The 26,802-nt window shown below is 54.1% G+C and carries 26 protein-coding genes; 5 read left to right on the top strand and 21 right to left on the bottom strand.

The window, feature by feature from the left end:
• Window positions 1–638: 638 nt before the first annotated feature.
• From ABE504_RS19655 to ABE504_RS19675, 5 genes are all read right to left on the bottom strand, one after another.
• A complete protein-coding gene (locus ABE504_RS19655; RefSeq protein WP_430091803.1) occupies window positions 639–1,211 on the bottom strand; it encodes an MFS transporter in 573 nt (190 codons plus the stop codon).
• 7 nt (window positions 1,212–1,218) lie between these two features.
• Complete coding sequence (locus ABE504_RS19660) at window positions 1,219–2,652, bottom strand: FAD-binding oxidoreductase (protein ID WP_430092108.1); 1,434 nt, start codon at window positions 2,650–2,652, stop codon at window positions 1,219–1,221.
• A gap of 160 nt (window positions 2,653–2,812) precedes the next feature.
• Entirely contained in the window at window positions 2,813–3,622 is an 810-nt protein-coding gene (gene nadE / locus ABE504_RS19665; RefSeq protein WP_430091805.1) for an ammonia-dependent NAD(+) synthetase, read from the bottom strand.
• Between the two features lie 88 nt (window positions 3,623–3,710).
• Complete coding sequence (locus tag ABE504_RS19670) at window positions 3,711–4,145, bottom strand: BrxA/BrxB family bacilliredoxin (RefSeq protein WP_430091807.1); 435 nt, start codon at window positions 4,143–4,145, stop codon at window positions 3,711–3,713.
• A 149-nt stretch (window positions 4,146–4,294) separates the two neighbouring features.
• Entirely contained in the window at window positions 4,295–4,648 is a 354-nt protein-coding gene (locus ABE504_RS19675; RefSeq protein WP_430091808.1) for a winged helix-turn-helix transcriptional regulator, read from the bottom strand.
• Window positions 4,649–4,797: 149 nt separating this feature from the next.
• Here ABE504_RS19675 and hxlA point away from each other — a divergent pair, with 149 nt between their 5' ends.
• Complete coding sequence (hxlA, locus tag ABE504_RS19680; protein WP_430091810.1) at window positions 4,798–5,430, top strand: 3-hexulose-6-phosphate synthase; 633 nt, start codon at window positions 4,798–4,800, stop codon at window positions 5,428–5,430.
• Window positions 5,431–5,434: 4 nt separating this feature from the next.
• The gene (gene hxlB, locus ABE504_RS19685; protein ID WP_430091812.1) at window positions 5,435–5,986 is read left to right on the top strand and encodes a 6-phospho-3-hexuloisomerase; all 552 of its coding nucleotides are present in this window, start codon (window positions 5,435–5,437) and stop codon (window positions 5,984–5,986) included.
• Between the two features lie 83 nt (window positions 5,987–6,069).
• On the opposite strand, the gene ABE504_RS19690 is transcribed toward hxlB, so the two are convergent.
• From ABE504_RS19690 to ABE504_RS19750, 13 genes are all read right to left on the bottom strand, one after another.
• Window positions 6,070–6,483 carry a DUF3905 domain-containing protein gene (locus ABE504_RS19690; protein ID WP_430091814.1) on the bottom strand — a complete coding sequence of 138 codons (414 nt, stop codon included), beginning with the start codon at window positions 6,481–6,483 and terminating at the stop codon, window positions 6,070–6,072.
• A complete protein-coding gene (locus ABE504_RS19695) occupies window positions 6,480–6,608 on the bottom strand; it encodes a hypothetical protein (protein WP_277600990.1) in 129 nt (42 codons plus the stop codon). Before ABE504_RS19695 ends, ABE504_RS19690 begins: the two co-directional genes overlap by 4 nt.
• A 129-nt stretch (window positions 6,609–6,737) precedes the next feature.
• Window positions 6,738–7,712 carry a substrate-binding domain-containing protein gene (locus tag ABE504_RS19700; RefSeq protein ID WP_430091816.1) on the bottom strand — a complete coding sequence of 325 codons (975 nt, stop codon included), beginning with the start codon at window positions 7,710–7,712 and terminating at the stop codon, window positions 6,738–6,740.
• Window positions 7,713–7,727: 15 nt separating this feature from the next.
• Window positions 7,728–9,503 carry a cache domain-containing sensor histidine kinase gene (locus tag ABE504_RS19705; protein ID WP_430091818.1) on the bottom strand — a complete coding sequence of 592 codons (1,776 nt, stop codon included), beginning with the start codon at window positions 9,501–9,503 and terminating at the stop codon, window positions 7,728–7,730.
• On the bottom strand, window positions 9,500–11,134 hold the full coding sequence (locus ABE504_RS19710) for a response regulator (RefSeq protein WP_430091820.1): 1,635 nt from the start codon (window positions 11,132–11,134) through the stop codon (window positions 9,500–9,502). Before ABE504_RS19710 ends, ABE504_RS19705 begins: the two co-directional genes overlap by 4 nt.
• Before the next feature lie 107 nt (window positions 11,135–11,241).
• On the bottom strand, window positions 11,242–12,240 hold the full coding sequence (locus tag ABE504_RS19715; protein WP_430092110.1) for an ABC transporter substrate-binding protein: 999 nt from the start codon (window positions 12,238–12,240) through the stop codon (window positions 11,242–11,244).
• A 66-nt stretch (window positions 12,241–12,306) separates the two neighbouring features.
• Window positions 12,307–13,314, bottom strand: a complete 1,008-nt coding sequence (locus tag ABE504_RS19720; RefSeq protein ID WP_430091821.1) for an ABC transporter permease — start codon at window positions 13,312–13,314, stop codon at window positions 12,307–12,309.
• 12 nt (window positions 13,315–13,326) lie between these two features.
• Window positions 13,327–14,838 (bottom strand): sugar ABC transporter ATP-binding protein, encoded by a 1,512-nt coding sequence (locus ABE504_RS19725; RefSeq protein ID WP_430091822.1) that lies wholly within the window; start codon window positions 14,836–14,838, stop codon window positions 13,327–13,329.
• Window positions 14,839–15,421: 583 nt separating this feature from the next.
• Window positions 15,422–16,111, bottom strand: a complete 690-nt coding sequence (locus ABE504_RS19730) for a PspA/IM30 family protein (RefSeq protein ID WP_430091823.1) — start codon at window positions 16,109–16,111, stop codon at window positions 15,422–15,424.
• A 3-nt stretch (window positions 16,112–16,114) separates the two neighbouring features.
• Window positions 16,115–16,570 carry a PspC domain-containing protein gene (locus tag ABE504_RS19735; protein WP_430091824.1) on the bottom strand — a complete coding sequence of 152 codons (456 nt, stop codon included), beginning with the start codon at window positions 16,568–16,570 and terminating at the stop codon, window positions 16,115–16,117.
• Window positions 16,567–17,232 (bottom strand): PspA/IM30 family protein, encoded by a 666-nt coding sequence (locus tag ABE504_RS19740; protein WP_430091825.1) that lies wholly within the window; start codon window positions 17,230–17,232, stop codon window positions 16,567–16,569. The genes ABE504_RS19735 and ABE504_RS19740 overlap by 4 nt, the downstream gene beginning before the upstream one ends.
• A 41-nt stretch (window positions 17,233–17,273) precedes the next feature.
• The gene (locus tag ABE504_RS19745) at window positions 17,274–17,570 is read right to left on the bottom strand and encodes a hypothetical protein (protein ID WP_430091826.1); all 297 of its coding nucleotides are present in this window, start codon (window positions 17,568–17,570) and stop codon (window positions 17,274–17,276) included.
• Window positions 17,571–17,864: 294 nt separating this feature from the next.
• Entirely contained in the window at window positions 17,865–18,782 is a 918-nt protein-coding gene (locus tag ABE504_RS19750) for an AraC family transcriptional regulator (RefSeq protein ID WP_430091827.1), read from the bottom strand.
• Between the two features lie 188 nt (window positions 18,783–18,970).
• Between ABE504_RS19750 and ABE504_RS19755 the strand changes: the two genes are divergently transcribed.
• Window positions 18,971–20,401, top strand: coding sequence for an MFS transporter (locus ABE504_RS19755; RefSeq protein WP_430091828.1), 1,431 nt, complete (start codon window positions 18,971–18,973; stop codon window positions 20,399–20,401).
• Between the two features lie 122 nt (window positions 20,402–20,523).
• Here the strand turns inward: ABE504_RS19755 and ABE504_RS19760 are convergent, their stop codons facing one another.
• Window positions 20,524–22,458 (bottom strand): ABC transporter permease, encoded by a 1,935-nt coding sequence (locus ABE504_RS19760; RefSeq protein ID WP_430091829.1) that lies wholly within the window; start codon window positions 22,456–22,458, stop codon window positions 20,524–20,526.
• Entirely contained in the window at window positions 22,445–23,212 is a 768-nt protein-coding gene (locus tag ABE504_RS19765) for an ABC transporter ATP-binding protein (RefSeq protein WP_430091830.1), read from the bottom strand. Before ABE504_RS19765 ends, ABE504_RS19760 begins: the two co-directional genes overlap by 14 nt.
• Before the next feature lie 166 nt (window positions 23,213–23,378).
• On the opposite strand from ABE504_RS19765, the gene ABE504_RS19770 reads away from it, so the two are divergent.
• Both ABE504_RS19770 and ABE504_RS19775 read left to right on the top strand, forming a co-directional pair.
• Window positions 23,379–24,050: a response regulator transcription factor gene (locus tag ABE504_RS19770; protein WP_430091831.1), complete on the top strand. Its 672-nt coding sequence runs from the start codon at window positions 23,379–23,381 to the stop codon at window positions 24,048–24,050.
• Window positions 24,047–25,081, top strand: coding sequence for a sensor histidine kinase (locus ABE504_RS19775; RefSeq protein WP_430091833.1), 1,035 nt, complete (start codon window positions 24,047–24,049; stop codon window positions 25,079–25,081). The genes ABE504_RS19770 and ABE504_RS19775 overlap by 4 nt, the downstream gene beginning before the upstream one ends.
• A 337-nt stretch (window positions 25,082–25,418) precedes the next feature.
• Here ABE504_RS19775 and ABE504_RS19780 read toward each other — a convergent pair whose 3' ends face one another.
• Complete coding sequence (locus tag ABE504_RS19780) at window positions 25,419–26,774, bottom strand: MATE family efflux transporter (protein ID WP_430091835.1); 1,356 nt, start codon at window positions 26,772–26,774, stop codon at window positions 25,419–25,421.
• Window positions 26,775–26,802 lie beyond the last annotated feature (28 nt).

Raw genomic sequence — 26,802 nt, forward strand, 5'->3', positions numbered from 1 at the left:
CAAGGTTACGGCTCCCATCGGTGAAATCCACCCATATGCTATGGCTGAGGCAATGGAAGGCTCAGCTTACCTCGCATCGCGATAGCTAAGAGGGCCTAGCCCCTTCTAATTCGGCGAAATAGCCTAATTTCGCGGAGTTAGCAAGGTCTGGACCCTCTTAAGGCTCGTCGTCTTGCGGATTTCGCCTCGAATCGCGATAGCTAAGGGGGCCTGGACCCTTCTAATTCGGCGAAATCGCCTAATTTCGCGGTGTTAGAAGGGTCTGTCCCCTCTTAAGGCTCGTCGTCTTGCGGATTTCGCCTCGAATCGCGATAGCTAAGGGGGCCTGGACCCTTCTAATTCGGCGAAATCGCCTAATTTCGCGGTGTTAGAAGGGTCTGTCCCCTCTTAGCAGTCGTCGCGAAGCCGATTTCGCCGAGACGAATCATAATAGGTGTGGCAAACCACCCTTATTTGGCAAGAATAGCATGCAACGAGAGAACTAGAAGCGGTCCACCGCTTCTAGTTCTTTGCTATCCGCGATTTTCGCCACATTTCAGGCAAATAGAAGTGGTTTACCTATTCTATTTTTGCCCAATCACGGGTAAATCCAGAAATAAACGTGGTTTACCACCTCTATTTGAGTAAGCCATCAGTCATCATAGCCTGTGACTCCGAGGGTCATGCATGTTTTTTATTTGCCGCCTGCTATGCCTCGCAATCCCCCACCCGCTCACACCATACAAAAGCGCACTCAAGTAGAAAAGGGCATTCATCGTCAGCCAATCGATCACATACCCGCCCAGAATGACGGCGAATCCGGACGCGACCGATGTCCAAAAATGGTACGAACCGATAACCGGCCCCCGCGCCCCCTGTTCCGTGTAATCCGCCAGCACGACGCGTTCGCTCATTTTTTGCATCGCATTGCAGACCCCCATCAAGAGCTGAAGGATCAGCACCCACGTGTAGGACAACACCCAAGGGAATAGCAGCATGGCCGCCATCATCCCAAATGAGCTCGCAACGAGCATGTGCACACTGTACCGATCGACCTTCGGGGCGAGCCACCCAGAGACAGCGGCAGAGCTCACGGTGAACACGGCAAACGCCAGTCCATATTTGGAGTAGCTGTTGCCGAGGTTTTTCAGGAAAAGCAAGTAGTACGGGTAGATCATCCCTGCCGCCAGCGTGACGATGCTTTGGGAGCGAATCAGCCATTTCATATCCATGCGGGGGCTACTCTCCTTTATAATCTTCATAAAAATAGTTCATGAACACATGACCCGGATCATAGCGGTCCTTCATCTGGAAAAATGCCGCCTGCCCCGGATACGCCGCTTGAAACTGCTCCAGCGTCGGATAAGGCGCATAGGGCAAATAATAGGTTCCGTCCTGCTTGAGAACGGCATCCAGAATGCGCTGCATCGCCGCCTTAATCCGGGTTTGATCCCCTGCGGCAAGCGGCACGTGATACAAACACACGAGCGCGAACATGTCCGCTTGCGCATACGAGAGCGCCGCTTCCTCATCCCGATTGACATACCGCACGGTAATGTTTAGCAAATTCAAATCCTCTTCGCGCAGGACACTCCTAAACGCCTCGACAAATGCAGCAAACTTCCCAACCGGAATAAAATACTCCTGCAGCACATCATTTTCCCCGGCCTGCCGATCTTCCATGAACTCGGATTCCGAACGCATCGCATTATTCCGAGAGATCGAGCGGCCTTGCTGCCCGGCAAAATACCGCTTCTGCCACGACCAGAAAGCGTCTCTCCCCCACGTGAAGGAACGGTTGAGATTGAACAGCAGCTTGCTGGGGATGACCCAACTTTCCCTCTTCTTCAATCGGTCGTTGCCCTGCAGCGGGACGGTCGGGTCGGCCTGATAATTAATGCTGTACATCTCCGATAAGAACGTATCCGGCGCAACCGAAAGCCGTGCGATATGCAGCCGAATAGCGGGGTTGGCTAGAACATGATTGTTAAAATAAGTGCTGTACTCCTCCACGCTCATCGCATCGCTCGTTATCGTGTACATCTCATTGTCCGTCAAGTTCAGCGTAACATCTAAAATAATCCCGAATAACCCATACCCGCCAAGCACAAGAGGAAACAGCTCCGCGTGTTCGCTTCGGCTCACTTCGATCATTTCCCCGTCCGCGTTCAGCAATCGGAAAGACTGCACACTTTGGATGAGCGAGCCATTTCGGATGTCACGGCCATGCGCATTAATGCTGATCGAGCCGCCAACGGTAAAAATATTTTGGGATTGCATCGTGCGCACCGACAACCCGTAGGGATTTACCGCGTTCTGGATATCCTCCCACGTTGCTCCCGCCTGAACGCGAATCGTCTTAGCCACCGGATCCAACGATAAAATACGATTGAAGCTCGTCATATCGACCACGATGCCGTCTTTGTAGTAAGTATGGCCGCCCTGGCTGTGCCGTTTGCCGGCGATGGAGACGGTCAGATGCTTCTGCTTTGCCTCTTGAATTAGCGCAACCAGTTGGCGCTCCTCTTGCCCCTGCACCACACGTTCCACCTTCACGGGGTGTAGACGGCTGTAGTCCGCGAAAGCAAACGGGTCTTGATCGGGGACATCATTTTGAACATAGTTCAATAAACACACCGCTAAAAGCAACAGCAAAGCGATGCCCTTCTTCATCGGCACCTTTCCCTTCTTGAACACAAAGATAAACGGCTTCGTCGTCCTTTCGAGGACGGCAGCGTTTACTGATGGCATAGAGCCACTTCGAGGAAATACTTACTGATATGCGCAAAAAGGGCCGCCTCCTAAGAGACAGCCCCTTCCACCTGCACAAACCCTAAATCCCCGGGATCGGGCTGCGCTTGTGCTCCGTTTTCACATATTGCGACTCCAGCTTCGCCTGCGCTTCTGGCGAAATTTGCTTGCCTTCCAAATAGTCGCTGTTGTCGCCGTATGTAATGCCCAGCTCGCCTTCGTCCGTCTGGCCATCCCAGAGGCCGGCTGTCGGCGCTTTATCCAGTACGCTTTGCGGCACGCCCAGCGTTGCCGCGAGCGAGCGCACTTGGCGCTTGTTCAGCGAGCTCAGCGGCGTAATATCGACTGCGCCGTCGCCGTACTTCGTGTAGAAGCCGGTGATCGCTTCGGACGCATGGTCTGTGCCCACAACAAGGAGGCCCAGCTCAAACGCAATCGCATACTGCATCACCATGCGCGTACGCGCCTTGATGTTGCCTTTGCCGCCGCGGCTCAGGTGCTGGTGCACGCCGATCTGCTTGAGGCCGTACTCTGCTTCGATCGATATTTCATCGACGGCTTCCTGGATGTTGTTCTCGATTTGATGTTTCAAATCGAACGCCCGCGCCACCGCGTAGCTGTCCTCAATGTCCACCTGCGCGCCGTAGGGCTGAAACACGCCAACCGTTTTGTACTCTTTGCCGGTTTCCGCGGTTAACTCGTCCGTCGCTTTCTTGCAGAGGCCTGTCGCTACCGCACTGTCGATCCCGCCGCTGATCGCGATGAGCAACCCATTAGCCTTCGCGCCCAGCACGTATTCCTTCAGGAAGTCCACGCGCTTCCGGATTTCCTCATCAACATTGATCGTCGGCTTTACGCCGAGCCTTGCAATAATGTCTTGCTGCAACGTCATGGAACTCTCCACCTTTTATCTAATATTTGTAAATGGTTTCATTTGGAGAAAAACCCGCGATGCATGAGTGCAGGGCGGGTTTTTGATTTTAGCAGTATTGGTTGAACGCACCGGTAAGGTCGCCGGCGATCATGTCTGCGGAGCGATCCTCGATTTGGTGACGCTGAATGAAATGCGCCAGTTCGCCGTTTTTGAACAAGGCGATGGATGGCGAGGACGGCGGATACGGTGCCAGGTACTCACGCGCTTTCGCTGTCGCATCCTTCTCTTGACCGGCGAACACCGTGTACGTGTAAGTCGGCAGCTTCTCGTTTTGCAGGGCTTTCGCTACGCCCGGACGGCATTGGCCGGCTGCGCATCCGCATACGGAGTTGATGACCAGCAGCATCGTGCCATCTTTCGATTTTTCCATTGCTTCTTCAACCTGCTCCGGCGTCAAAAGCTCCGTGATCCCGAGACGAGTCAAATCCTCTCTCATCGGTCTAACCATGTCTTTCATGTAAGAATCAAATGACATTGCCATATGTGCCACCCCTTAGGATATAATAGTTGCTTTCAAAACGTCATTACCCTGATTATACATCCGTTGACGCTTAAAGCAAAGTCCCCCGCTGTCTAACCGTCGGCACAGACGTTAATAAACGCCTCTTCCCTTGCCGGAGGTTCGTCTCTCTATTTCCATACGACCTTCTCGCCGTAGTCTTTGCCCCAATCATACATCAATTTCAAAATCGGCATGAGGCTCTCTCCATACGCCGTCATTGAATACTCCACCCGCGGCGGCACCTCGGCATATACTTTCCGCTCCACCAGCAGATCTTCCTCCAGTTCGCGGAGCTGGTTGGTCAGCATCTTCTGTGTAATGGACGGGATCAGTTTCTTAAGCTCGCTGAACCGTTTCGTGCCTTCCAGCCCAAGATGCCACAAAATAATTAACTTCCACTTGCCGCCGATGACAGCGAGCGTCAGTTCTTTCTCACAATTGATTTCTTGTAAATTAATCCGATCCTTCACTTCACTAGCCAATCTTCATCTCTCCTCCCTTACGGAGCCCAATAGTATCCTGCAAGTAACTACACCACTTTGAAGTGCGTACTTACGCATTGGGGGGTACCCTTTTATAATAAAGCAAGTCAATATCGGGTTCAACCCAAATCCGACTAGGAGGTCAAGAGATGCAATTACAATTAGCCTTAGATTTAGTTGATATTACGGGAGCCAAGGAGGTTATTGCAGAAGTCGGAGCTTACGTTGATATAGTGGAGATCGGTACGCCGGTCGTCATCAACGAAGGACTTCGTGCTGTGAAGGAAATTAAACAGGCGTTCCCTCATCTACAGGTTCTGGCTGATCTTAAAATTATGGACGCCGGTGGCTACGAGGTTATGAAAGCATCCGAGGCCGGGGCAGACATTATTACTGTGCTCGGCGTTTCCGATGACGCTACGATTCGCGGTGCGGTTGCAGAAGCCCGTAAACAGAACAAACAGATTATGGTCGATATGATTAACGTAAAGAACATAGAGCAGCGTGCTGCTGAGGTTGATGCGCTCGAGGTGGACTACATTTGCGTGCACTCCGGATACGACCATCAAGCAGAAGGCAAAAACTCGTTTGAAGAGCTTCATGCCATTAAACGAGTCGTGAAGCGCGCAAAAACGGCAATCGCTGGCGGCATCAAGCTGGATACGCTGCCTGAGGTCATCGAGGCGAAGCCGGATCTCGTCATTGTCGGCGGCGGGATTACCAGTCATCCGGATAAAAAGTCCGCTGCCTCCCGCATGCAGCAGCTTGTGAAGATGGGGTGAGCGGATGACGACGGCTGCCCCATCCCAAACCATCGCGGAGGAGCTCCTCGGTATCATGCGTCGCATCCCTGAACAGCGTTTGGATGAACTGGCTGAGCTGATTATGGCCTCCCGTCGCCTTTTCGTGGCGGGAGCCGGCCGCTCCGGTCTCATGATGCGCGCCTTCGCGATGCGGCTTGTCCACCTCGGCTTTGAAACCTATGTGGTGGGAGAAACCGTTACACCTGCACTTGAAGCAGGGGACCTGCTTATCCTTGGGTCCGGATCCGGGGAGACAAGGAGTCTCGTCAGCATAGCTGAGAAAGCAAGCAGCTTACAGGCTGCAATCGCGCTGATCACGGTTGCGCCCGACTCTAGCCTGAGACGACTGGCACAGCTCGCCGTGCCCATTCCGGCGGCGGTCAAAACAGAAGCCACTGACGCCACGGTGCAGCCGATGGGTTCGTTGTTTGAGCAGAGCCTCTTAATCGTGCTGGACGCCGTTGTGCTCAAAATGATGCGCAGGCAAGGTATTGAAGCAACGGCTATGATGAACCGGCATGCGAACTTGGAATAGCAGCTAACCGACACCACCGTCCTTTCAGGAGCGGTGGTGTTTGTCGATGCAGCATAGGAGAAAAGAAAGAAAAGCGAAAGCCCCTAGGCTTCCGCTTCCCCGTTTTGCTTCTGCGTCGTGGTATCCCCGGGATCGAAGGCCACATTCTTATCCGGGTGCGTGAAAATGCCGCTCTGCGGCGCAATGCCTTTTTCGAAAATATCCCGGTTCTCCGCCGTCTGAAAGCCTACGTCCTTATAGGGATGTACCCACTGATCGCCTGCCATCACAGAGGGATCGGTGTCGTCCGTCCACTGCTCCAGCGGCGAGTTGTCGGATTCGTAATCATGATCGCCGATGGTCACGCCGTACTCATTGACGAATGGTGTCCGCGGCCCACGCCCCTGCTCGAACTGTGGCAAAAAATCGATTTCATACGGATCGAGATCGCTCTGACTCTGACTCTGGCTCTGGCTCTGATTCTGCCCAGCCTGGGGCTTCTTCTTATCCTGACTCATGTCGATGGGCGGTTCGGGCCGTCCAATTTCTTATCGACGAACCCTTCTTTACCAGAGGTGGATTGGCCGCGCTGTTTATTTTGCTCTTCTTGCTGGATTTGCGTTTTGGAATCATTGCTGCTCATGTCATTCAGCTCCCTTCTGCACGTAGTATGCGACAAAGTGAGCCGGATCATTCCCATCTTCCCCCTGCTCTGCCGCGCCGTTTCGACAAGCTGCCCGCTATTTCCTGGGAAATTGACGAAACGCGCCGCCTACTTGCCGACAAAAGGGAACAGCAATTTCTGATTCTCGTTCGAGTACATATTCTCTTTGGTGATTAACTCGGAACCCGTATCGATCATAGGGCTGACCTTGTCGCCCCGATGCGCTTGCAGCGCCGTTTTTACAGCCAAGTAGCCCATGTTAAAAGGCTTCTGCACCACGGTCGCCTGCAGGATGCCCGCTTCCAGAAACGACACCTCGTTCATCGAGCTGTCGAAGCCGACGAGCTTGATGGCCCTGCCCGGGTCCATTTCTTTGAGTGCCCGCGCCGCGCCGACGGTAGACACCTCGTTCAGGCCAAAAATCCCCCGGATGTCGGAGCGCTCCCGCAGCAGCTGCTTCGTCAGCTCGTACGCCTTGTCTTCCGAATTGTTGCTGTACTGCGTCTCGATGACAGCCGCCGACGGGTCGCCCTTCAACGTGTCTCTCACCCCGTTCTCCCGATCGATCTGCGTGTTCGACGTCTTGACGAAGCTGACGATGGCATACGTCGCCGGCCCTTGCACATACCCGCGCATCGTTTCCACCAACTTGCGTCCCGCCGCATAGTTGTCCGTCGCGATCAGGCTCGCCGATACGCCGCCCTCCAACCCGGAATCGACGGTGATCAGCGTGATGCCGGCGTCGATCACTTTTTTCGCTGTCGGCACAAGCCGATTATAATCGGACGCAGCTAGAATGATCGCCTTCGGCTTCTCCGCAATCGTCTCTTCCACGATCTTGATCTGCTCGTCAATCTGCGATTCGGCGGAGGCGCCTTTGATTTGAATGTCCGCCTTATACTCTTTCGCCGCGGCCATCACGCCTTGATTCAGCACCTGCCAAAATTCCACGCGAGGATCGATCGTTTTGGGAATGAGCACGATGGTCTCATTGCTCGGCGCCAGGCTTCGGGAGAGCAGCCAGCCGCCCGCCCCCAACACGACGACCGCCGCAAGTGCGGCAGCTACAGCTTTTATTTTCACAGCGTCTGTCCCTCCTTAGCCTTCGCCGGGCAGCGCCGGGATGGTCATCGTAATCGTCGTGCCTTCCTCCAGCTCGCTTTCAAATTGCAGCCCATACTTCTCGCCAAAATACAGCTGAATGCGATGATTCACATTGTGCAGGCCGAAGCCCTTGCCGTCCGAAGGACTATGCGCTTTCAGTTTCAATGCTTTCAGCTGCTCCTCGCTCATGCCAACGCCGTTATCGCTCACCGTGAGCTCAATCACGTCGTCCCGCTTCCGACCCGTAATCTGAATATGCCCGGTTTCCGGCAGGTGCTTCATCCCGTGATAGATCGCGTTTTCCACGAGCGGCTGCAGCACGATTTTGAGAATCCGGCAGTTCAGCAGCTCCTCCTCCACGTCAATCGCATACGTAAATTTATTGCGGTAACGGATATGTTGGATCGTTAAGTAGTTCTCGATTTGCGCAAGCTCCACGCGAAGTGGAATCAGTTCCTCCCCTTTAGAAATGCTGGAGCGCAGCAGCTTGGAGAGCGCCGAGGTCATCGTGACGACATCCTCCACCTTGCCGAGTTCCGCCATCCAAATGATAGAGTCGAGCGTATTATACAAAAAATGCGGCTGAATCTGCGCCTGCAGCGCTTTCAGCTCCGAAACCCGTTTCACTTCCTGATCCTGCACGGTCTGGTTCATCAGCTCCTTGATCTTGCCGATCATGAGATTGAAGGTGCGCGACAGCTTGCTGATCTCATTCAAGCCCTCCACCTCGACGCGGATGTCAAAGTTGCCCTTTTCCACCTGCTTCATATGCCCCTCAAGCTGCTTGATCGGCCGGGTTAGTGTGATCGACAGCAGGACGGAAATCGCCACGGCAATCAAGAGGGCAATACCGCCCCAGATGGCGGACGTCAGCTGCATCTCCCGCTTGTTGCCGCTGAGATCCCCGGCGTAGGTGACACCGACGATTTTCCAACCGAAGCTGGTCGTGCGGACGGTGTATATTTTATTTTCATCGGTCAGCCCCGCTTCAAATGAGCTGTCCTTCGCTTGCATGAGCGCGCGGATGTCTTCGGTTTTGAGCCCGGAGTACAAAAGCTGCTGCTGCGGATGATAGATCAGATCGCCGGTTTCATCGAGAATGAACACGTAGCCGCGCTGGCCGAGTTGGATCTGGTTGCAAAGATCGTTAATAACGTTAAAATTCAAATCGACCAGCAGCACCCCGTTGGCCGCCCCCATCTCCGGGCTTGGCATCTGCTTCGAGATGGACACCACCCACTTGTACTCATCCTGGAAGACGCGCTGAACATGGGAAGAAGAGATCACGATATCCCCCTTGCTGTGGCTCGCCTTGGCATACCAGTCCTGCGTCACAAGCTCGGCGTAAGGCTTTAGCCGCGGAGCTACGCGATCCGACACCACCGCTCCGTTTGAGGAGGCCAGTACAATAGAAGCAATGTCATTGCGCGAGGCGACAATAGCGGAAAAGTAGGAGCTGATTTCTTGCCCAAGCCGTTCACCGTCTGCACCTTGCGGATCCCTCAGCGACAGGAACGCTTTAAGATCCGCACTGCTTAACGAGAGCGCAGATATGCTTTCCATATTCCCGATGTACGTCTGAATATTTTTGTTCACCTGTTCGATCAACTGGGTCGTATAGGTCAGCGAAGCGTCCGTGACGGCAACGGTCGAAAGCCGATACGCACTGTAGCTGAGAATGACCGTCGTACACAGAATCAACAGAGAGAACGCCAGGGCGAACTTGGTGTGAATCCTTTTGAATTGCAGCGACCCTAAGCTTCCTCTCATAAGCGCTGACCGACCTTGCCGCCCGCTCTGAATTCTTTGGGAGTCATACCGGTGTGTCGCTTGAAGATGACGCTAAAATATTGCGGATCCCCGTACCCGACTTGAGCGGCCAGTTCGTATGTTTTGAGCGTCGTGGTCATCAGCAGCTCTTTCGCCCGATCCAAGCGGTACCGCGTCACGTATTCAATGAACGTTTCCCCGGTATGCGGCTTAAACAGCGCACTGAAGTAGCTCATACTCATGTAGATGTGGTTGCACACCTGCTGCAGCGACAGCTCCTCGTCGGCATAGTGCTCGTGGATGTAAGCAATGGCTGCTTGCAGTTGCGCGTTGGAGGCATGCATCCGATTCTCTGCGATGCGCTCCACAAAAGCGAGGCAGACGGCCTCCAGCCACGCCCTGACGTCATCCAGCGTCTTGCGGCTGTACAGTTCGGTGAATGCGTGATCGCTCAGCACAGCATCTTCGGCCAGCCCCGTCTCCACGCCGGCTTGCATCAAAGCGACAAGTAGCTTATGCAGCTTGCCGTAGCAGGCTTCTACGGAGCAGCCAGCCGTCTTCATGCCTTCCATCCAGTCGCGCAGCGTCAGGGGGATGACGTCTTTTTCGCCGGTTTTGATCGCCGCAATCAGCCGCTTCTCGACCTGCACATAGGCCGAATTGTCGAGGCTCCGGCCGAATTCCATATCGCCGATGGCGATGATCCGATGCTGCCCGAGCAGAAAACGGTAGTCCAAAGATGTAAGCGCTTCCTGGTAAGCTTTAGGAAGTTCCTGCAGAGATGCGTAAGCTCGACTGATCCCGATGGACACCTTCATCCCCAAATATTTCTCGATGCTCGATAATACCTGCTCCGCCAGCATCTGACCGATGACCTCGACCTTCGCGGGGTCACCCGAGACGAGTCCGATCAGCTTATCGTCGCGTGTCCGGAACACAACGCCCCCTTGCTCCCCTTCCACAATTTCATGCCAAATGTTGTAGGCCGCAAATCGCAGCAGCTCTTCTTCCGCCACTTGATCCTGGTAGCTCCCACGGCCAAACGCGTCGATTTCGAGCGCCAGCAGGACGTGCGCTTGCGTGCCGCCTGCGCCCTCTTCGCCAAACTCCAGCCCAAGCATCGGCAGCTTGCTGGCGATTTCTTCCCGCCGCATGCCGGTGGTGACCAGACGTTCCAGAAACCTCTCGCGCAGATGAGGCAGGTTTTCCTGGAATTGATGACGCAAAAAGGTGATATTCTCCCGCTGCGCGCGCTCCTCGTCCAGCTCTTGACGAAGCTTCAACAGAAACTCAGTGAATTCCGCGCTGTTAATCGGTTTGAGCAAGTAATCCTTGACCTTGAGCCGGATCGCTTGCTTCGCGTAGTCGAAATCTTCATAGCCCGTTACAATGACAACCTTGGTCGTGCGGTATTGCGTCGCCACCCGCTCTGTCAACTGCAAGCCGTCCATAAACGGCATGCAAATATCCGTAATCACGACGTCAGGCTGCCTGCGCTCGATCGCATCCAGCGCATCACGGCCATTATCGTAATCGCCGACCAACTGGAAGCCGCAGTCTTCCCAATTTGTTTTCCGCTTGATGCCTTCTCTGACTTCATCTTCATCGTCAATTAACATGATGGTGTACATGCGCGCTCACCTCCGGTGAAATCGGGACAGGCCTCATTAGCTGTATTGTATACAGCCCCCTAGGAACTGGCAATAGAGGCCGCCCAAAATCGGGCAGCCCCTCTCTTTTATTCGTATAGCAACGCCTTAATGTCCGGTGAGTCGATGTTCGTTTTGTCATACCAGTGGAAGCCGGTATCGATGTTTTTCGGCACGGTTTCACCTTTAATGGCTTGCACCGCCGCTTTCACCGACCAATAGCCGATGCCGATCGGATCCTGTGTGATGGCGCCGGCCATTTTGCCGCTGCGGATGGCATCCAATTGCTGTTTGCCGGAGTCGTAGCCGATGACGACGATTTTATCCTTTTTGAGCTCGGTCACCGCGTTGAGCACACCGATTGCGGAGCCTTCATTGGCGCCGAAAAAGCCTTTAATATTCGGATGCGCTTGAATAATGGCTTTCGCCAAGTCCGTCGATTTGAGCTGGTCGCCGCCGCCGTATTGCGTGTCGACGATCTTGATGTTCGGATATTTTTCTTTAATCCGATTCGTAAAACCGTCCCGGCGGTCGACGCCCGTGCGGCTCGTTTGGTCGTGCACAACCAAGGCAATCTCGCCTTCATTGCCGATGAGCGCCGCCATCTTGTCGGCGGCCAGCGCCGCTGCCGCTTTGTTATCGGTGGCGGCCGTCGTCACCGGAATGTCGCTGTCGACGCCGGAGTCGAAGCCGATGACCGGGATTTTGCTCGCTTTGGCCTTCTCGAGCAGCGGCGTCGCCGCCTTGCTGTCCAGGGCTGCGAAGGCGATGGCCTGCGGCTTTTTGCCCAGTGCAGCTTGCAGCATTTCAATTTGCTTATCGACCTGCGTCTCGGTCTCCGGCCCTTCAAACGTAATCTCGACGTTGAATTCTTTCGCCGCTTTTTCCGCGCCCTGCTTGACGGCTTGCCAGAACTGATGCTGGAACCCCTTGGAGATAACTGGAATGTAAATCTTGTCAGATTTCACTGTGGTTGTCGTCCCGCCTGAAGTGGAACTTGTTGTCGTCGTCGTGCTGGAACCGCATGCGGTTAGCAGAATTGAGGAAAGTAAAACTAGAGAAGCTCCTGTCGCTATTTTCTTTGTAATCGAACGCACTGTTCATCGCCCCTTGATTCAATTTGTGTATATCAGCTCCTTGCGGAGTGGATACCGTTACTTCTTGCGGCGCCGCATCATGTCGGCGTAAACGGCCAGCACGATCACAATGCCGACGATGACCGTCTGCCACTCCTGCTTGACCGACAGAATCCGCAGCCCATTCGTCAGCACGCTCATGATTAAGGCGCCGATAACAGTTCCGAGGATGGAGCCTTTGCCCCCGCTAAGCGATGTGCCGCCGATGACGACCGCTGCGATCGCTTCCAGCTCATAGCCGGAGCCCAGCGCAGGCTGCGCAGAATTTAGGCGCGACGCCATCATAATGCCCGCGATGCCGCTGAACACGCCGGTGAGCGTGTAGATGACGATTTTCCAGTAGTCTACGTTAACGCCGGACAGCCTTGTCGCCTCTTCGTTGCTCCCCAGCGCAAAATTGTAGCGGCCGATAATCGTCTTCGTGAGGATGAGACCGGCGATGATCGCCGCCCCGAAGAAGATTAAGACGGCGTTCGGGATCTCCACGCCCGGGATGATGTCGCTGACCAGCGAGCCCATCGAAATTTGGGTGAACGCCGGCGTATCGTTAAAATAAATCGGCTTCGTCCCCGAAATGACCAGCGATAAGCCCTTGGTCACCATCATCATGGCGAGGGTCGCGATGAACGGCGGGATCCGCATCTTGGCGACGAGCAGTCCGCTGATAAGTCCGCAGACGGCGCCGGTGAGAATGCCGCCGACAATGCCGAGTGGCAGCGGCAGCCCCCACGTTGTGATGATGACGCCGGCCATGACGGAGGCGAACGTCATCACGGTGCCGACGGCGAGGTCAATGCCCGAGGTGATGATGACAAATGTGGAGCCCAGCGCCAGCACGCCGATGACGGCGGTGGACAGCATGATGGCGACGAGATTATCGAACTGGAAAAAGTTGCTCGATGAGACTGAGAAAATCAGAACAAGTACGATCAAGCTGGCGAAGGCCAGCAGCTTTTGCGCGGCTCCACTTTGCCCGGACAAGGCAGGGAGTGTTTTCTTGTAAGCTTGCGCGAGCCTAGTTGACATGGGGTTCCTCTCCTAACTGATTCGCATCGTCGCGAATCGCATAATGGCTTCCTGGGTCGCTTCCTGCTGCGTGAGCTCTCCTGTAATGCGCCCTTCGCACATCACCATGATGCGATGGCTCATGCGCAAAATCTCCGGCAGTTCGGAGGAGATCATAATAATTGACTTGCCCTGCGCCGCGAGATCATCCAGCAGTTTGTAGATCTCGGTCTTCGCGCCGACATCGATGCCCCGCGTCGGCTCGTCGAAGATGAGAATGTCGCAGTCGCGCAGCAGCCATTTGCCGATGACGACCTTTTGCTGGTTGCCGCCGGACAGGAATTTGACCGGTTGGTGGATCGTCGGCGTTTTGATTTGAAGCGCTTCCACATAGTGCTGCGCGTGTTGGGCGATTCGGCCGTCCTGCATCCAGCCGAACAGCCGCCTTACGCTGCGGTAGGAAGCAACAGCGATGTTTGTTTTCACGTCCATCTCGACCATAAGCCCGTACCGCTTGCGGTCTTCGGACAAATAGCCGATGCCGTGCCTCACGGCGTCGTGCGGGCCGCGGATGGTGACGGCGCGGCCATGGATGCGGATGTCGCCGGCGTCGATCGGGTCGGCGCCGAAAATCGCTCGCGCCACCTCCGTACGCCCCGCGCCCATCAGGCCGGCGAAGCCGAGAATTTCACCTTTGGCGAGGTGAAAGGAAACATCCTTCACGGCGGTGCCGCGCGTGAGATTGCTGACTTCCAGCACCTTTGGAGGCGGTGCGGTTGTATGCTGCGCGTTCGCCTGCTGCGGGCTCACGTACAGCTCGCGGCCGACCATCATCGCGATGATCTGGTCGATCGTCGTGGACGCTGTCGGCACCGTGTCAATGTAGCGGCCGTCGCGCATCACCGTGATGCGGTCGGAGATCCGCTTCAGCTCTTCCATGCGGTGCGAGATGTACACGATGCCGACGCCTTTGCTTTTCAGCCGGTGGATGATGCGGAACAGCTCCTCAATCTCGGCGTTCGTCAGCGCCGCCGTCGGCTCATCCATGATCAGCACCTGCGATTGGAAGGAGAGCGCTTTGGCGATCTCCACCATCTGCTGCTTGGCGACGGTCAAGTCGGACACCTTCGTGCGCGGATCGAGCGGCAGGTTCATCTCCTCCAGCAGCCGCTGCGCCTGTTCGTTCAGCTTGCGTTCATCCACCCACAGCTTGATGCCGCGCCGCGGCTCGCGTCCGATGAAGATGTTCTGCGCGATCGTCAGATCCCCCATCAGATTCAGCTCCTGATGAATCATGGAGATGCCAAGCTGCTGCGCCGCGCGAGTGTTGGGGATGTCCACCTCCCGTCCGTTGACGCGGATGGTTCCTTCATCTTTCTGGTAGACCCCTGTGGCAATTTTCATCAACGTCGATTTGCCTGCGCCATTCTCCCCGACCAGCGCAAGCACCTCGCCTGGGGCGAGTGACAGCTTGCACTGCTGCAGCGCGTGCACGCCTGGAAAATACTTCTCGATCCCTTCCATCCGCAGTAAATCTTCACTCATACGTTCGCTCACCTCTTGCTCCTGTCTGTTGTCGGCCTGCTTATGACCTCATTGTAGCGGGGCGAGGCTGGAAAAAGAGTGGAGGAATCTCTGGAAAACGTTGAAAAATTTATGTTTTCCTATGATGGGGCTGCTCACGCTGTCGGTTTAGCTATGTGGCGGATCTAGAGGATCGATCATGCATGCCTCGCTCTTTCGACGACTACCTGCAAAAACTACAGCTAATCCGGATGAAAAGTGAGAAATCGCATGGAGAACCTGCATTTTGTGCAGCAAAAATTCAATTTCTCTTTTTCGAAACCGCTTGCAATTAGGTGTAGGCCGAATTTTGATGTAGTTTTTGCAGCTAATCCTAGGAATGGGAGCGGATTGGCGGAATTTGATGTACTTTTTGCAGGTGCCTGGGGATCGAGGATCGGGGCCGGATGAGAAAGTAGAAAATGATAAGAGGGGAGCATGCGACTTGATTTGCAGATTGTCTCGGGAAGCAGATGACGGAATGGGGGAGTTAGGAGGTACTTGGCGCCGCTAAAAAACCAAAGAGCCCCTCTCGCGAGGGGCTCATCTTCACCAGACCAGCAGCTTACTCAGCCGCCGCAGTGCTGTTCAATTTCTCTTTGAGCAGGTTCAACTGCTCATCCACACGCGCTTGCTTCGCTGCATCCACAGGCACGTAGCTGCTCACGGAGCCAGCTGGTACGTATGGCTTGCGGGCGATTTCCGCTTCGACTTCCATTTGCATGATTTTTTCTTCCATGCGGTGGAAGCCGCGTGCCGCGTTGCCGCTCTCGATGGCGCCGTTGTAGGTCACTTGCGCCATTTGCTTCTTCGCTTTGGCCAGTTGAGCGCGGGATACCAGCTCGTTGCGTTTGTTGCGCATTTTGTAGAATTCATCTTTCATTTCGTGAAGCTGCATCGTCAGCTCATCAGCGTGCGCTTTAGCCGCAGCGTGCAGATCATTGTATTCCGCGATTTTTTCTTCGTGGTACAATTTTTCCTCAAGCGCTTGACGGGCGATGGCTTCTTGGCCGTTCTTGATCGCTGCAGCCGCTTTAGCTTCGCGGTCAGCGACAAGACGTACGGACTCTTCCAGGCGCTGCTTCAGCTTGCGCTCGCTGGCGATTTGGCGCGCTACGGTAACTTCGGCTTGCGCAATTTCTTGCTCCATGTCGCGGAGGTATTGGTTCAGCATCACAATTGGATCTTCAATTTTGTCCAGCATTTCGTGAATCGAAGCTTTCGTCATATCTTTCATTCTTGTAAATACACCCATGGTTTACACGTCTCCTTTAGAATCGTTAGATTGTTTTTCAAAACGAGCGACTTTGGCTCTAAGTTCTTCCACTTCGCGTTGCAAAGCTTTCTTTTCAATATCTTTCATCATTTCATCAATGTTGTTGGCCGGCTTCGCCGATTCAAAAGCGTTGTGACCGCCACCGTGGTGCGGTGCATGCTGCGGAGGATACGGCTTGTGCGACTGCCATCCGCCTTGGTACGGCTGACGGCCATACGAATTCATATATGGATCGTAGGGAGGCTGATCATAGCCGGGTTCTTTCGGAATAACGATCGCTGCAATAAAGTAGATGAAAATGACGGTGCCGCCCGTGAAGAACGTTGTGATGACAACGAGCAAGCGCAGCAGTGTCGCATCGACGTTCATTGCTTCCGCCAAGCCGCCGCATAAGCCGGTCACTTTCTTGTCTCTGCGTGAGCGGTATAATTTGCTCATGTTCCTGCTCCCTCCTGTTTCAGTCTATTGCGGAGTGCTTCCATCTCGGCATCTACCGCCGGGTTGCCCCCGCCGTAGTAGCCTTCGCGGCCCATGCGCCGAACATCGCGCAGCGTTTTCGCATGAAGCTCCATATCGGATACGCGCTCTTCGAGGCGTCCGAACATCCGCGGCGTGCCGTCCTGCATCACGCTGCTTCTTGCATGCAGCCGCTGCTGCAGGCGGGCGGATTCCATTCGGGCCAGGTAGTAGCTGCGTTTATCTGCCACTTCTTTGTAGTCGCTTTTGAGCTGCTGCAGCTCTTCATCCAACTCTAGGATGGATTGCTTCGCTTGCTCATAAAGCTCGTGGTACTGCGCGCTCTTCTCTTCCGCTTGCAGCTTCTCTTGCAGCACGATGCGGGCCATATGCTCTTCGCCGGCTTTCAAAGCCAGCATCGCTTGATGCTCGCGCTTTTCTTTCGTTTCCAGCGCCGATAAGTACTGCGCTCTCAGCGAAGCCGCGTGGCTGACACATTGCTGATACAGCCGTTCCGACTGCTGAATTTGCTCGCGCTGCGAGACTAAGTATTGATCGATAAAGCGAACTGGGTCTTCCGCTCGCTCCAGCTGCTCATTTAACGAAGCAACGGTTATGTCTCTCACTCGCCGAAAAATGCTCATTATCTCATTCCACCTTTTTCACTCTCTGTATTGGAACTCCCTTACACCGTTCTGCGTTTCAACATGGAAAACCCATAAGCGATCAAGCCAATCGCCAGAACAATAATGATCCAGCCTGCCAGCTTGCCAACCAGAATGATGACGCCAAGTCCGGCGATCACCCAAGCCAATTTGCTGCCGTTCTTAATGCCCACATAGCCAAGTGCAACCATCGCCGCCGGAATCACGTACCCCATGATGGAGCCAAACAGCGAACCGGTATGAATACCGAGATTGTGGAACAAAATCAGGGCGCCGAATGCGATCAACACGATCGCTAAGCCTGTATTTCTTTTCACTCTTCATCACCGCCTTTCGTTTGTTGTTGTGGTGTCTTGTTTATAGTTTTATTTTAGGTAAAATGGGGCTTTCCCAAAACGGACCGGGGACGGTATTTCGACCTAGACCTAAGTCGGGGAGGGTCTAAGACCTGTGGTGAGCGTAACAAAAGCATCGCTATTGATGAAGTCGGAAACAAAGAACTACATTGCGACAATGCCCTCGGAACCGCACAGAACCGTCCGTGATGCAACGCAAATAAGATCGCCAGTACTGGAAACCGGCGACCTTTTCATTGCCTATTATGAAGGTTATTAGCTCGTCTCGAAAGCTTCCGGTACTGGCAATCTGTTCAAAGCTTTAATATCCTGAAGCGGGGGAAGCCCGAAATGCCGGCGGTATTCCCGGTTGAATTGGGACTGGCTCTCGTATCCGACCTCCAGCGCGGCGGCCGTCGCGTTCGCGGTGCCGTTCAGCATGAGGCGTCTCGCTTCCTGAAGACGGAGCTGCTTCTGGTATTGCAGAGGAGCCATGGTCGTGATTGCTTTGAATTTGTGATGAAGTCCAGAAACGCTCATATTGGTCGATCTCGCAACCTCTTCGATCGTAAAGGACCTGTTGTAATTCTCCTTGATCCATTCAATGGCTCTGCCAATCCCCTCATTCTGCCGGTCCATGAAGACTCGTTGGACAAACAAATGCCCATAATCTCCCGTAAGCAAGCGGAAAATCATCTCGCGTTTGATCAACGAAGACAGAAATCGGATCTCCGCCTCGGGTTTGCCTCGTAACGCTAACAGGCGGATCAACAAGAGCTGCAAGTGCTCATCGGACTTGCCTACATAGGCTCCGGGACCTGTCTTTCTGTTGAGCGGTTTCACATGGATCTCAGCTTCTGTCATGACTAAGGCAATCTCTTCCGCGGTTATATCGATGCGTACGCCGATATATGGCGATTGAGGTGTAGCATCGACAACTTGACCGGAGGCCGGCATGTCAAACAACGAGACTAAATAGTCGCCCTCACCATAATAGATCATGTCTTGACCGAGATGAAGCTTCTTGGAACCCTGTAGAATCAAGCAAAATGATGGTGTAATAACACCCGGCATCATCGCCGTTGGACGATTGCGCCGGACCAGCGTAACGAAGGGGATGACCGTATCGGTTCTCCCCTCCGAAAGATGAAGAAAATCCACCAAATCCAGCAATTTTTCCAAGTTCGTCTGCATAGGAGCGTCCCCCCGTTCTTCTTCATATCCTCCTAGTATACACCGTACCTCGATAAGCGCCAACCAGTGTATCCGATCATATAAACTATCGATTTGCAGAATCGAGCAAATTTCTAGCAGAAAGGAGCTATTTCGCGAAGATGATTGGTGCCATAATGTCGTTATAACAGGAAAGGGAGGTTACCCTCTTGAATGGACATTCAAAACGAATCATTTTGGTAATGATCGTCGCTAGTCAACTGATGATGGTGCTTGATGCTTCCATCTTAATTACGGCATTACCTGAAATCGGCCGTACACTCCAGCTTTCGACGGCTGTATTGACCTGGGTGCAGAACACTTATATTTTGGCGTTCGGCGGCTTCTTGTTATTAGGAGCTCGCGCGGGAGATATCTTTGGAAGGAGAAGAACCTTCAGCGCGGGAATCGCCCTATTCTCGCTGGCATCGATACTGGCAGGCTTGGCTCCGTCCGCTTCGCTTCTGCTTGCCGCTCGCACTTTGCAAGGATTGGCGGCAGCGTTGGCGACGCCGTCGGCGCTCGCCTTGTTGTCTGTTACCTTCGCGGAGGCTCAAGAACGGACAAAGGCAATCGCTGTTTACAGCGCTGTATCCGGAGCTGGAGGAAGCGTCGGTCTGATCGTTGGCGGATTGCTGACGGACGTGATTTCTTGGCGTGCCGGGATGTTCCTCAACGTACCGATCGGTATTGCTCTTCTCCTTATGGTGCCCCGATATATGCGGGAGACCGATAGGAAGAAGGGGCATCTGGATATCGTGGGCGCATTGACATCCGTAATCGGAATGACGGCGCTGGCATTCGGGTTCGTGCAAGCCGCGTCTGCCGGATGGGGAGCACCGGAAGTATGGGGCTCACTTACTCTCGGAGGAGTTTCGCTAGCAGCTTTCGTGCAGACCGAAGCACGGGCGAAAGAACCGATTACCCCTCTTCGGTTGTTCGCGAGCCGAGCGCGATCAGGAGCTTACTTAGGGAGGCTGCTGCTTGTGTGTGGAAATTATCCGATCTTTTTCTTCGTCCCGCAATTTCTGCAGAACGTCCTTCATTTTGGTTCATTGGAGGCCGGACTGGCGATTATGCCGTTCACAGCCGTCCAGTTCGGGATGATGTATGCCATGCCTTCACTCGTAGTCCGATTCGGCAACGTGAAAGTATTGATTTTTGGATTGGTCACCGCAATCGCCGGAACAAGCTGGCTCAGTCTCATTTCGGCAGATTCAAGCTTCTTCCCTCATTTGTTCTTCCCGTTGATTGTCATGGGATGCGGTTCTGGAATGATCTTCCAACCATTCACGACGTTAGGGCTGTCCGGTGTGGAGGCCAAGGATGCAGGAGCGGCGTCAGGACTCGTCAACGTCGCTCATCAGATGGGAGCGTCACTCGGGCTTGCCGTACTTATCGCCGTCTTCGAGGCGGTAAACCGGCAGGGAGCTGCTTCCGATATCTCTTTTGCCCATGCCATCTCCGTCTCGATCGGGGGTTCGGTCATTTTCCTGACGGCTTCACTTATTGTGGTCTTGATCTTATTGCTACCGGCGGATAGAGCGCAACGCGCCGCCGGACAGGTGAAACCAAGGCGTCTTTCTCCAAAGGAGCAATAAACGCGAGCAATTTCGATGGTGTAACGGAGTGAAGCTGCCAGAACATAACTGGCAGCTTCACTCCGCATCTATTCATTTTTTCAACGCGAAGGTCCCTGGGGTGATTAACGATGGTCTGCCAACTACACAGCCGACTTCACAATCCGCTCATACGAATTGACGCAGAGCACGTAGTAGCCAATGTAGATCGCTACATACGCCACGATCGAGATCGTAATCGGCATCAGCGACTCGCCGCCAATCAATTGAATTTCCGTCAAAGCCCGCAGAATCATCAGACTGTGAGTGATGCCCAGCAGCAGCGGCAGCACGAACACAAAGGCTGTCTGCATCGCAATGGAAGCGCGAATCTCGCGCCGGTTCACCCCGATTTTGCGCAGAATCGCGTACCTCTCCCGATCCGCATGCGCATCGGTCAACTGCTTAAAGTACACGACACAGCCGGTAGCTGCAAGAAAGACGAGTCCCAGGAAGCCCAGTGTGAACACATTCAGCCCCGCCGATTCCAGATTCATGCGATACTGATAGTAGTAGCTCGAGAAATCGTTCTCGTTCGTTTTCAGTCCCATTAGCGTTTCTGTGCTCGCCTTGGTCGAGCCTTGATTCTTTACTGTATAAGCCTTGTATACGACCACTTCTGCATTGACTGCCTGCACCAGTGATGCGAACCGGCTGTCACTGACAACCAGACACAGATCCGGAAAGCCCCACGGCAGCACTCTGCCGTCCACAAGGCGGTCGATGTGCAGATCTGCTCGCGATTGTGTCCCGATTGAGATCGTATTCCCTAGCACTTCTTTGTCTGTAAAGCTGCTGTACATGGGCCGAAGCAGCACAGCCCCATCATCCGAAATAGCAGGCTGCGCCGACCTGTTCAGCACTTCGGCAGTTGCGTTATAAGTGGAAAGAGCCATCAATTTAATCGGCACGTCTGTTTTATTGAAGCCCGAAGGATGATAGTAAAACCCGCTTAAATCCGCATGCAGCTTCAGCACAGAAATATCGATTTGCGCTGTAATCGGATGCGTGGTGTCCGCGGCCAGCGTCTCTGTCACCTTCCCTTCTACAACCGGATCGCCCTTGACATACATGAAACTGAACGGCGCTTCGGTTGAAGCATTTCGCTCCAGGGTGTAATAGGAATCGGAGCCGACCGTGACGGCACATAGCGTAAATGCGCTCAATAAAGCGATCATTGTAAACATGCGGGTATTCCCCTGAATGCGGTACAGCAGCTGAGAGACGCTGAACATGTTCATGCCGGCGTAATAGCGGGACTTCATCTTTTGTGCCAGCTTCAGCACATAGATGATCCCAAACCGAAACAGCATATACGTCCCCGCGATCATCGCGATCAAGAGCATCAACAGATTCCTGCCCATCTGCGCGGACGTGTTCATCGGCTGGTAGACAAGCCAGTAGGCAAACCCAAGCAGCAGTACGCCAATAAACGCTGTATAGATAGAAGGCCGCGGCATCTCCTCCCCTTCCCGGTCAGCCCGAAACAGCTCCGCCAGTTGAAAGCGGTAGATCAGCCAGAAGTTATGCAGCGAAGTCACCACAATAATGACGGCAAAGACCAGAAGCGTCTGCACGATCGCCTCGGGCGAGATGCGGAAGCTGACCTCCACCGCAGAATCCAGCAGCTTGAGGAACATCATCGTGAACAGCTTGGACAGCAGCGCGCCAAGTACGATCCCAATGGCGACGGCGCCCGCTCCCATGAACATATTTTCGTAAAAGAGCATCTTCCCGATCGTCCGCTTTCGCACGCCCAGCAAGGCGTACAAGCCGACTTCCTTCTTGCGCTTCCGCGTGAAAAACGAGTTCGAATACCAGATAAACGCCCCGGCAAACAGGATCAGCATGTAAGATGCCTGCAAGAACACCGAGCGCATCCCTTCCCATTTAGCCATATTAGCCGCAATCTCTTCGCTGTACCGCAGCGAGACGAACGTGTAGTAAATGACGACGCTGAAAATCATCGATAGAAAGTACAGCAGATAGTTCTTCAGATTGCCGCCGACATTGCGCTTCGCCAGACTAAATAAGGTCACTTGCGCCACCTCCGAGCACCGACAGGACGTCCATCACCTTATTGAAAAACTCCTTGCGTGTCATCCCGCCCTTCACAAGCTCCGTGAAAATTTCGCCGTCTTTGATAAAAAGAATGCGCGAACAATAGCTCGCCGCGAATGCGTCGTGCGTCACCATCAGGATCGTCGTCCGATCCTGGACATTCAACTCCTGCAGGCTCTCCAGCAGCTCCGTCGCGGACTTGGAGTCGAGCGAGCCCGTCGGCTCGTCCGCGAGCACCAGGCTCGGCGCGGAGACGATCGCGCGGCAGGCGGCTGTCCGCTGTTTTTGACCGCCGGACAGCTGGTACGGATATTTGTCCACGAGGCCGGCGATGCCGAACCTGCGAACAAGGTCGTCGGCGCGGCGCTCCAGCTCGGCGCGGTTCATGCGGGCCAGCACGAGCGGCAGGACGATGTTCTCCTTCACCGTGAGCGTATCCAACAGGTTGAAATCTTGAAAAATAAAGCCGAGCTTATCCCGCCGGAACGCCGACAGCTGCGCTTCCTTCATCGTGCCGATGTTCGTCCCGTCGACGAGGATCTCCCCCGACGTCGGCTTATCGATCGTCGCCAGCAGGTTGAGCAGCGTCGTTTTGCCTGAGCCGGACGGCCCCATGATGCCGACAAACTCTCCCTCACGGACGGTGAGGGTAATCTCCTTCAAGGCCGTGAACACGTTGCCTTTGGCGCCGTATATCTTTTTTATTTTCGTCGCTTCCACGATCGTTTTCATACGTATCTCCTCCCAAGCGGTTCAATTTCCTTCTACCCTAACTTTACTGGAATTTCCCTGCCGGAACCATTGACTTAGCTTACAGTCCGCAAGCTGAACCTTACAATTTTGTCATGCTTATGCTACCATGTCAGGTATTAGCGCTCAATTCGCAAGGAGGACGCCGATGAAAATTATGCTGGTGGAAGACGATCGCACGATACGCGACGAGGTAGCGGAAGCGCTTCACCGCTGGGGCTATAACACGTATGCAGCCGAGACGTTTGATAACGTGCTGAGTCTCTTTATTCAAGAAGCTCCGCAGCTCATTCTGATGGATATTAATTTGCCCGCCTTTGACGGGTTTTACTGGTGCAGGCAAATCCGGGAAGTGTCCAACGTGCCGATCCTGTTCCTCTCCTCGCGGAATACGCCGATGGATATGGTCATGTCGATGAATATGGGCGGGGACGATTTTATTCAAAAGCCGTTCTACACCGACGTCCTCGTCGCCAAAGTCCACGCCCTGCTGCGCAGAACCTACTCTTATATGGAGACGGGCGCAAGCGTGATGGAGCGTGACGGCATCGTGCTCAACCTCAAGGACGGCGACGTGGCCTGCGGTGAACGCAAGGCGGAGCTGACGCGGAATGAATTCAAAATCCTCTCCATGCTCATGACGAATCCCGGGGCGATCATCTCGCGTGATCAGTTAATGCGGGGGCTCTGGGAGGACGAAAGCTTTGTCGACGACAACACGCTGACCGTCAACATCACGCGCCTGCGCAAGAAGCTCGCTGAGCTGGGCAAGCCGGATTTTATTACGACGAAGAAAGGACAGGGCTACCTCATCCCATGACCTTTGCCCAATACGTCAGAGATAAAAAATATTTCCTCCTCGTCTATGTGCTCATGATGGCGTTCGTGTCGCTCATTATGCTGACCGGCACCGGGACAAGCGGTGCGCGCAGCAATGTGCTGTATGTGAATGCAGGCTGCCTCATAATGGCGGCTGGGTACATCGTGACGGGGTATATTTATCGCAAAAGCTCTTACGATGAGCTCCGCGAGCTGTCCGAGCGCCATGCGCAGGAGGACTGGTACATCACGTCGCTGCCGGAGCCGCAGACGAACGAGCAGGCGCTGTACCTGAAGCTGCTGATGCAGGTGTACACGGAGCAGGCCAAGGGCATCGCGCAGCTGCAAGAGGAACGGAAGGATCATCAGGACTACATCCTGTCCTGGATTCATGATGTGAAAGTGCCGATTGCCGGCTCCCGGCTCATTATGGAGAACGGCGCGGGCAAGCCGGCCGAGGTGCTCATCGACAAGCTCGAGGACGAGCTTGGCAAAATCGACAGCTACGTCGAGCAAGCGCTGTATTACTCCCGCATTGACGCGTTCTCGCAGGACTACTTCATCACGGAAGTCGCCCTGCCGGTCATCGCCAAAGAAAGCGTCAAGAAAGTCGCGAAGCTGTTCATCCACAAGCGCATCCGTCCTCAGCTGGAGGCTGTCACACATACGGTGAGCAGCGACAGCAAATGGCTCGCGTATATCGTCAATCAGGTGGTCGCGAATGCGCTCACCTACACGAGCAGCGGCGGAACGATTACGTTCCGCTCGGAAGAGTCGGACGCGGAGAAGCGCCTGCTCATCCAGGATACGGGCATCGGCATTCCGCCCGAGGAGCTCGGCCGCGTCTTCGACAAGGGCTTCACCGGCTCGGCTGGCCGCACGCACCACAAGTCGACCGGGCTCGGCCTCTACCTCGCCAAGCAGATGGCGCTGAAGCTGGGCCACGATTTGTCGATTGCCTCCACGCCTGGCGAGGGGACGACGGTGACGATTCATTTTCCGAAAGTGCGGCGGTATAATGACTTGCGGTGATGACAGTTTTAGCAAGTAGCTTGTGATACGGAGAATCGGCGGTGCACACGGGTTCAGAGGGACTAGACCTCCGCAAGCTAGCAGGGGATAGACCCTCTTAGCCCGGCAAAATATCACTTTCTCTTCGCCTTAGAAGGCGAAATTTGCCCATCTTGTCGCGTTCGGCGAGCTTTAAGAGGGTTTGGCTCCTCTTAATTCCGCAAAATTGCTCTATTCCGCTCTCTTAACTAGGGCCAACCCCTCTTAGCGATGGAACCTTGCTTACAGCTAAACAAAAACACGCCTCAACAACAGGTTGAGTGCGTGTTTTTCGTGCCTCGAATGTTCATGGCACGCATCAATTCGCGCCTAAAGCGTCCAAATCCGGCTGCAGCTTGTTCCGCAGGATATACAGCATCGCGGCTCCAACAAGGAACGCGACGGTATCCGCGATGACGAGCGACCAGACCACCCCGTGAAAGCCGTTCGTCCGCTCGGCGATAAAGAGCACAGGAATGAGCGTAATGCCTTGAATAACGGACATAACAAACGCCGCGGTGCCTTGCGCTGTTGCTTGGAAGATCCCCGTGAACAAGACAGTCATTCCTGTGATGAACAAAGACAAAAACGTCACGTGCAGGATATAGCTGCCCATTTCAATTAATTGCGGGTCATCCGTAAAGAGCCCAATTAAGTGGCCGGAAATTAGATAGACAACGATACCGAACACCACCGCTAACGCCACGATTGTTTTGATCGTGAACCCAATCGTATGTTTCATGCGCAATTTATTCGCGGTAAAAGAGAATGCAATAAGCGGTACGACGCCCTCGCATAACCCCATCAGAATAAACTCAGGAAATTGCAATAAACGGGATGAAATACCGTAAGCCGCTACAGCCTGATCTCCATATTCGACCAGAAACCGATTGAAAATGAGCGACATCGCCCCCAAGAAGACACTCATGATAAAAACGGGAACGCCGATTTTGAATACATTGCTCAGAATGTCCTTGGTGACCTTGAACCATTTGGCCGAGACGGTTAAGAACTGGCTCTTCGTTCCCATATGGAAGGCGTAGAATATGCATGCAGCCAAGTTGGAAATAACCGTCGCTGACGCAACGCCGATCACGCCCCAATGGAAGACGAAAATGACTAACGCATCAAGAATCGTATTCACGACAACACTGAGAATCATACCGGTCATCGACGTGATCGCGGCGCCCTCCGAGCGCACGATATTTTCCAGCGTAAAGAATAAGATGACGATCGGGGAGCCAATCAGCATCACCGTGACGTAGTCCTTGGTAAATCCAAAGGATTCCGGCGAAGCCCCGAGGCTGTGGACGATGGAATCGATCAGCGGGAGCCCGACGGCCAGCACGATTAGACCGAGAACGAGACTGCTGTAAAAGGCGAAGGCAGACACGTGTTTGACATCCTCATATTTCTTCTCTCCTAGCAGACGAGAGATGAAGGTGCCGCTGCCCATGCCAATCAGGTTGCCAAGTGCCATAATGACCGCAAATAACGGCAAGGTCAGCGCAAGCGCGGTTAGCATAGCCGTATTGTTCAGCGTCCCCAGGAAGTAAGCATTCAAGATGGAATAAATGACGCTCATGGATGTGCCCAGCATCATGGGGACAGCGAAGTGAGCGACGGCTTTGGCGATCGGTGCTTTTTCAAAGTAATGAAGGTTTTCTGCGTCCATACGGATCACTTCTTTCTTTACTATATTT

Source organism: Paenibacillus oryzisoli, from assembly GCF_050467285.1.
In the GTDB taxonomy this organism is placed as follows: domain Bacteria; phylum Bacillota; class Bacilli; order Paenibacillales; family NBRC-103111; genus Paenibacillus_E; species Paenibacillus_E oryzisoli_A.

Excerpts from the sequence above, each read along its gene's own strand:
- ABE504_RS19690 (WP_430091814.1), bottom strand. The coding sequence starts at position 6,483 with ATGAGTCAGGATAAGAAGAAGCCCCAGGCTGGGCAGAATCAGAGCCAG.
- ABE504_RS19710 (WP_430091820.1), bottom strand. The coding sequence starts at position 11,134 with ATGTACACCATCATGTTAATTGACGATGAAGATGAAGTCAGAGAAGGC.
- ABE504_RS19735 (WP_430091824.1), bottom strand. The coding sequence starts at position 16,570 with ATGAGCAAATTATACCGCTCACGCAGAGACAAGAAAGTGACCGGCTTA.
- ABE504_RS19670 (WP_430091807.1), bottom strand. The coding sequence starts at position 4,145 with ATGGCAATGTCATTTGATTCTTACATGAAAGACATGGTTAGACCGATG.
- nadE (WP_430091805.1), bottom strand. The coding sequence starts at position 3,622 with ATGACGTTGCAGCAAGACATTATTGCAAGGCTCGGCGTAAAGCCGACG.
- ABE504_RS19660 (WP_430092108.1), bottom strand. The coding sequence starts at position 2,652 with ATGAAGAAGGGCATCGCTTTGCTGTTGCTTTTAGCGGTGTGTTTATTG.
- ABE504_RS19780 (WP_430091835.1), bottom strand. The coding sequence starts at position 26,774 with ATGGACGCAGAAAACCTTCATTACTTTGAAAAAGCACCGATCGCCAAA.
- ABE504_RS19770 (WP_430091831.1), top strand. The coding sequence starts at position 23,379 with ATGAAAATTATGCTGGTGGAAGACGATCGCACGATACGCGACGAGGTA.
- ABE504_RS19705 (WP_430091818.1), bottom strand. The coding sequence starts at position 9,503 with ATGAGAGGAAGCTTAGGGTCGCTGCAATTCAAAAGGATTCACACCAAG.
- hxlB (WP_430091812.1), top strand. The coding sequence starts at position 5,435 with ATGACGACGGCTGCCCCATCCCAAACCATCGCGGAGGAGCTCCTCGGT.
- ABE504_RS19730 (WP_430091823.1), bottom strand. The coding sequence starts at position 16,111 with ATGGGTGTATTTACAAGAATGAAAGATATGACGAAAGCTTCGATTCAC.
- ABE504_RS19765 (WP_430091830.1), bottom strand. The coding sequence starts at position 23,212 with ATGAAAACGATCGTGGAAGCGACGAAAATAAAAAAGATATACGGCGCC.
- ABE504_RS19655 (WP_430091803.1), bottom strand. The coding sequence starts at position 1,211 with ATGGATATGAAATGGCTGATTCGCTCCCAAAGCATCGTCACGCTGGCG.
- ABE504_RS19720 (WP_430091821.1), bottom strand. The coding sequence starts at position 13,314 with ATGTCAACTAGGCTCGCGCAAGCTTACAAGAAAACACTCCCTGCCTTG.
- ABE504_RS19725 (WP_430091822.1), bottom strand. The coding sequence starts at position 14,838 with ATGAGTGAAGATTTACTGCGGATGGAAGGGATCGAGAAGTATTTTCCA.
- ABE504_RS19695 (WP_277600990.1), bottom strand. The coding sequence starts at position 6,608 with ATGAGCAGCAATGATTCCAAAACGCAAATCCAGCAAGAAGAGCAAAAT.
- ABE504_RS19740 (WP_430091825.1), bottom strand. The coding sequence starts at position 17,232 with ATGAGCATTTTTCGGCGAGTGAGAGACATAACCGTTGCTTCGTTAAAT.
- hxlA (WP_430091810.1), top strand. The coding sequence starts at position 4,798 with ATGCAATTACAATTAGCCTTAGATTTAGTTGATATTACGGGAGCCAAG.
- ABE504_RS19750 (WP_430091827.1), bottom strand. The coding sequence starts at position 18,782 with ATGCAGACGAACTTGGAAAAATTGCTGGATTTGGTGGATTTTCTTCAT.
- ABE504_RS19775 (WP_430091833.1), top strand. The coding sequence starts at position 24,047 with ATGACCTTTGCCCAATACGTCAGAGATAAAAAATATTTCCTCCTCGTC.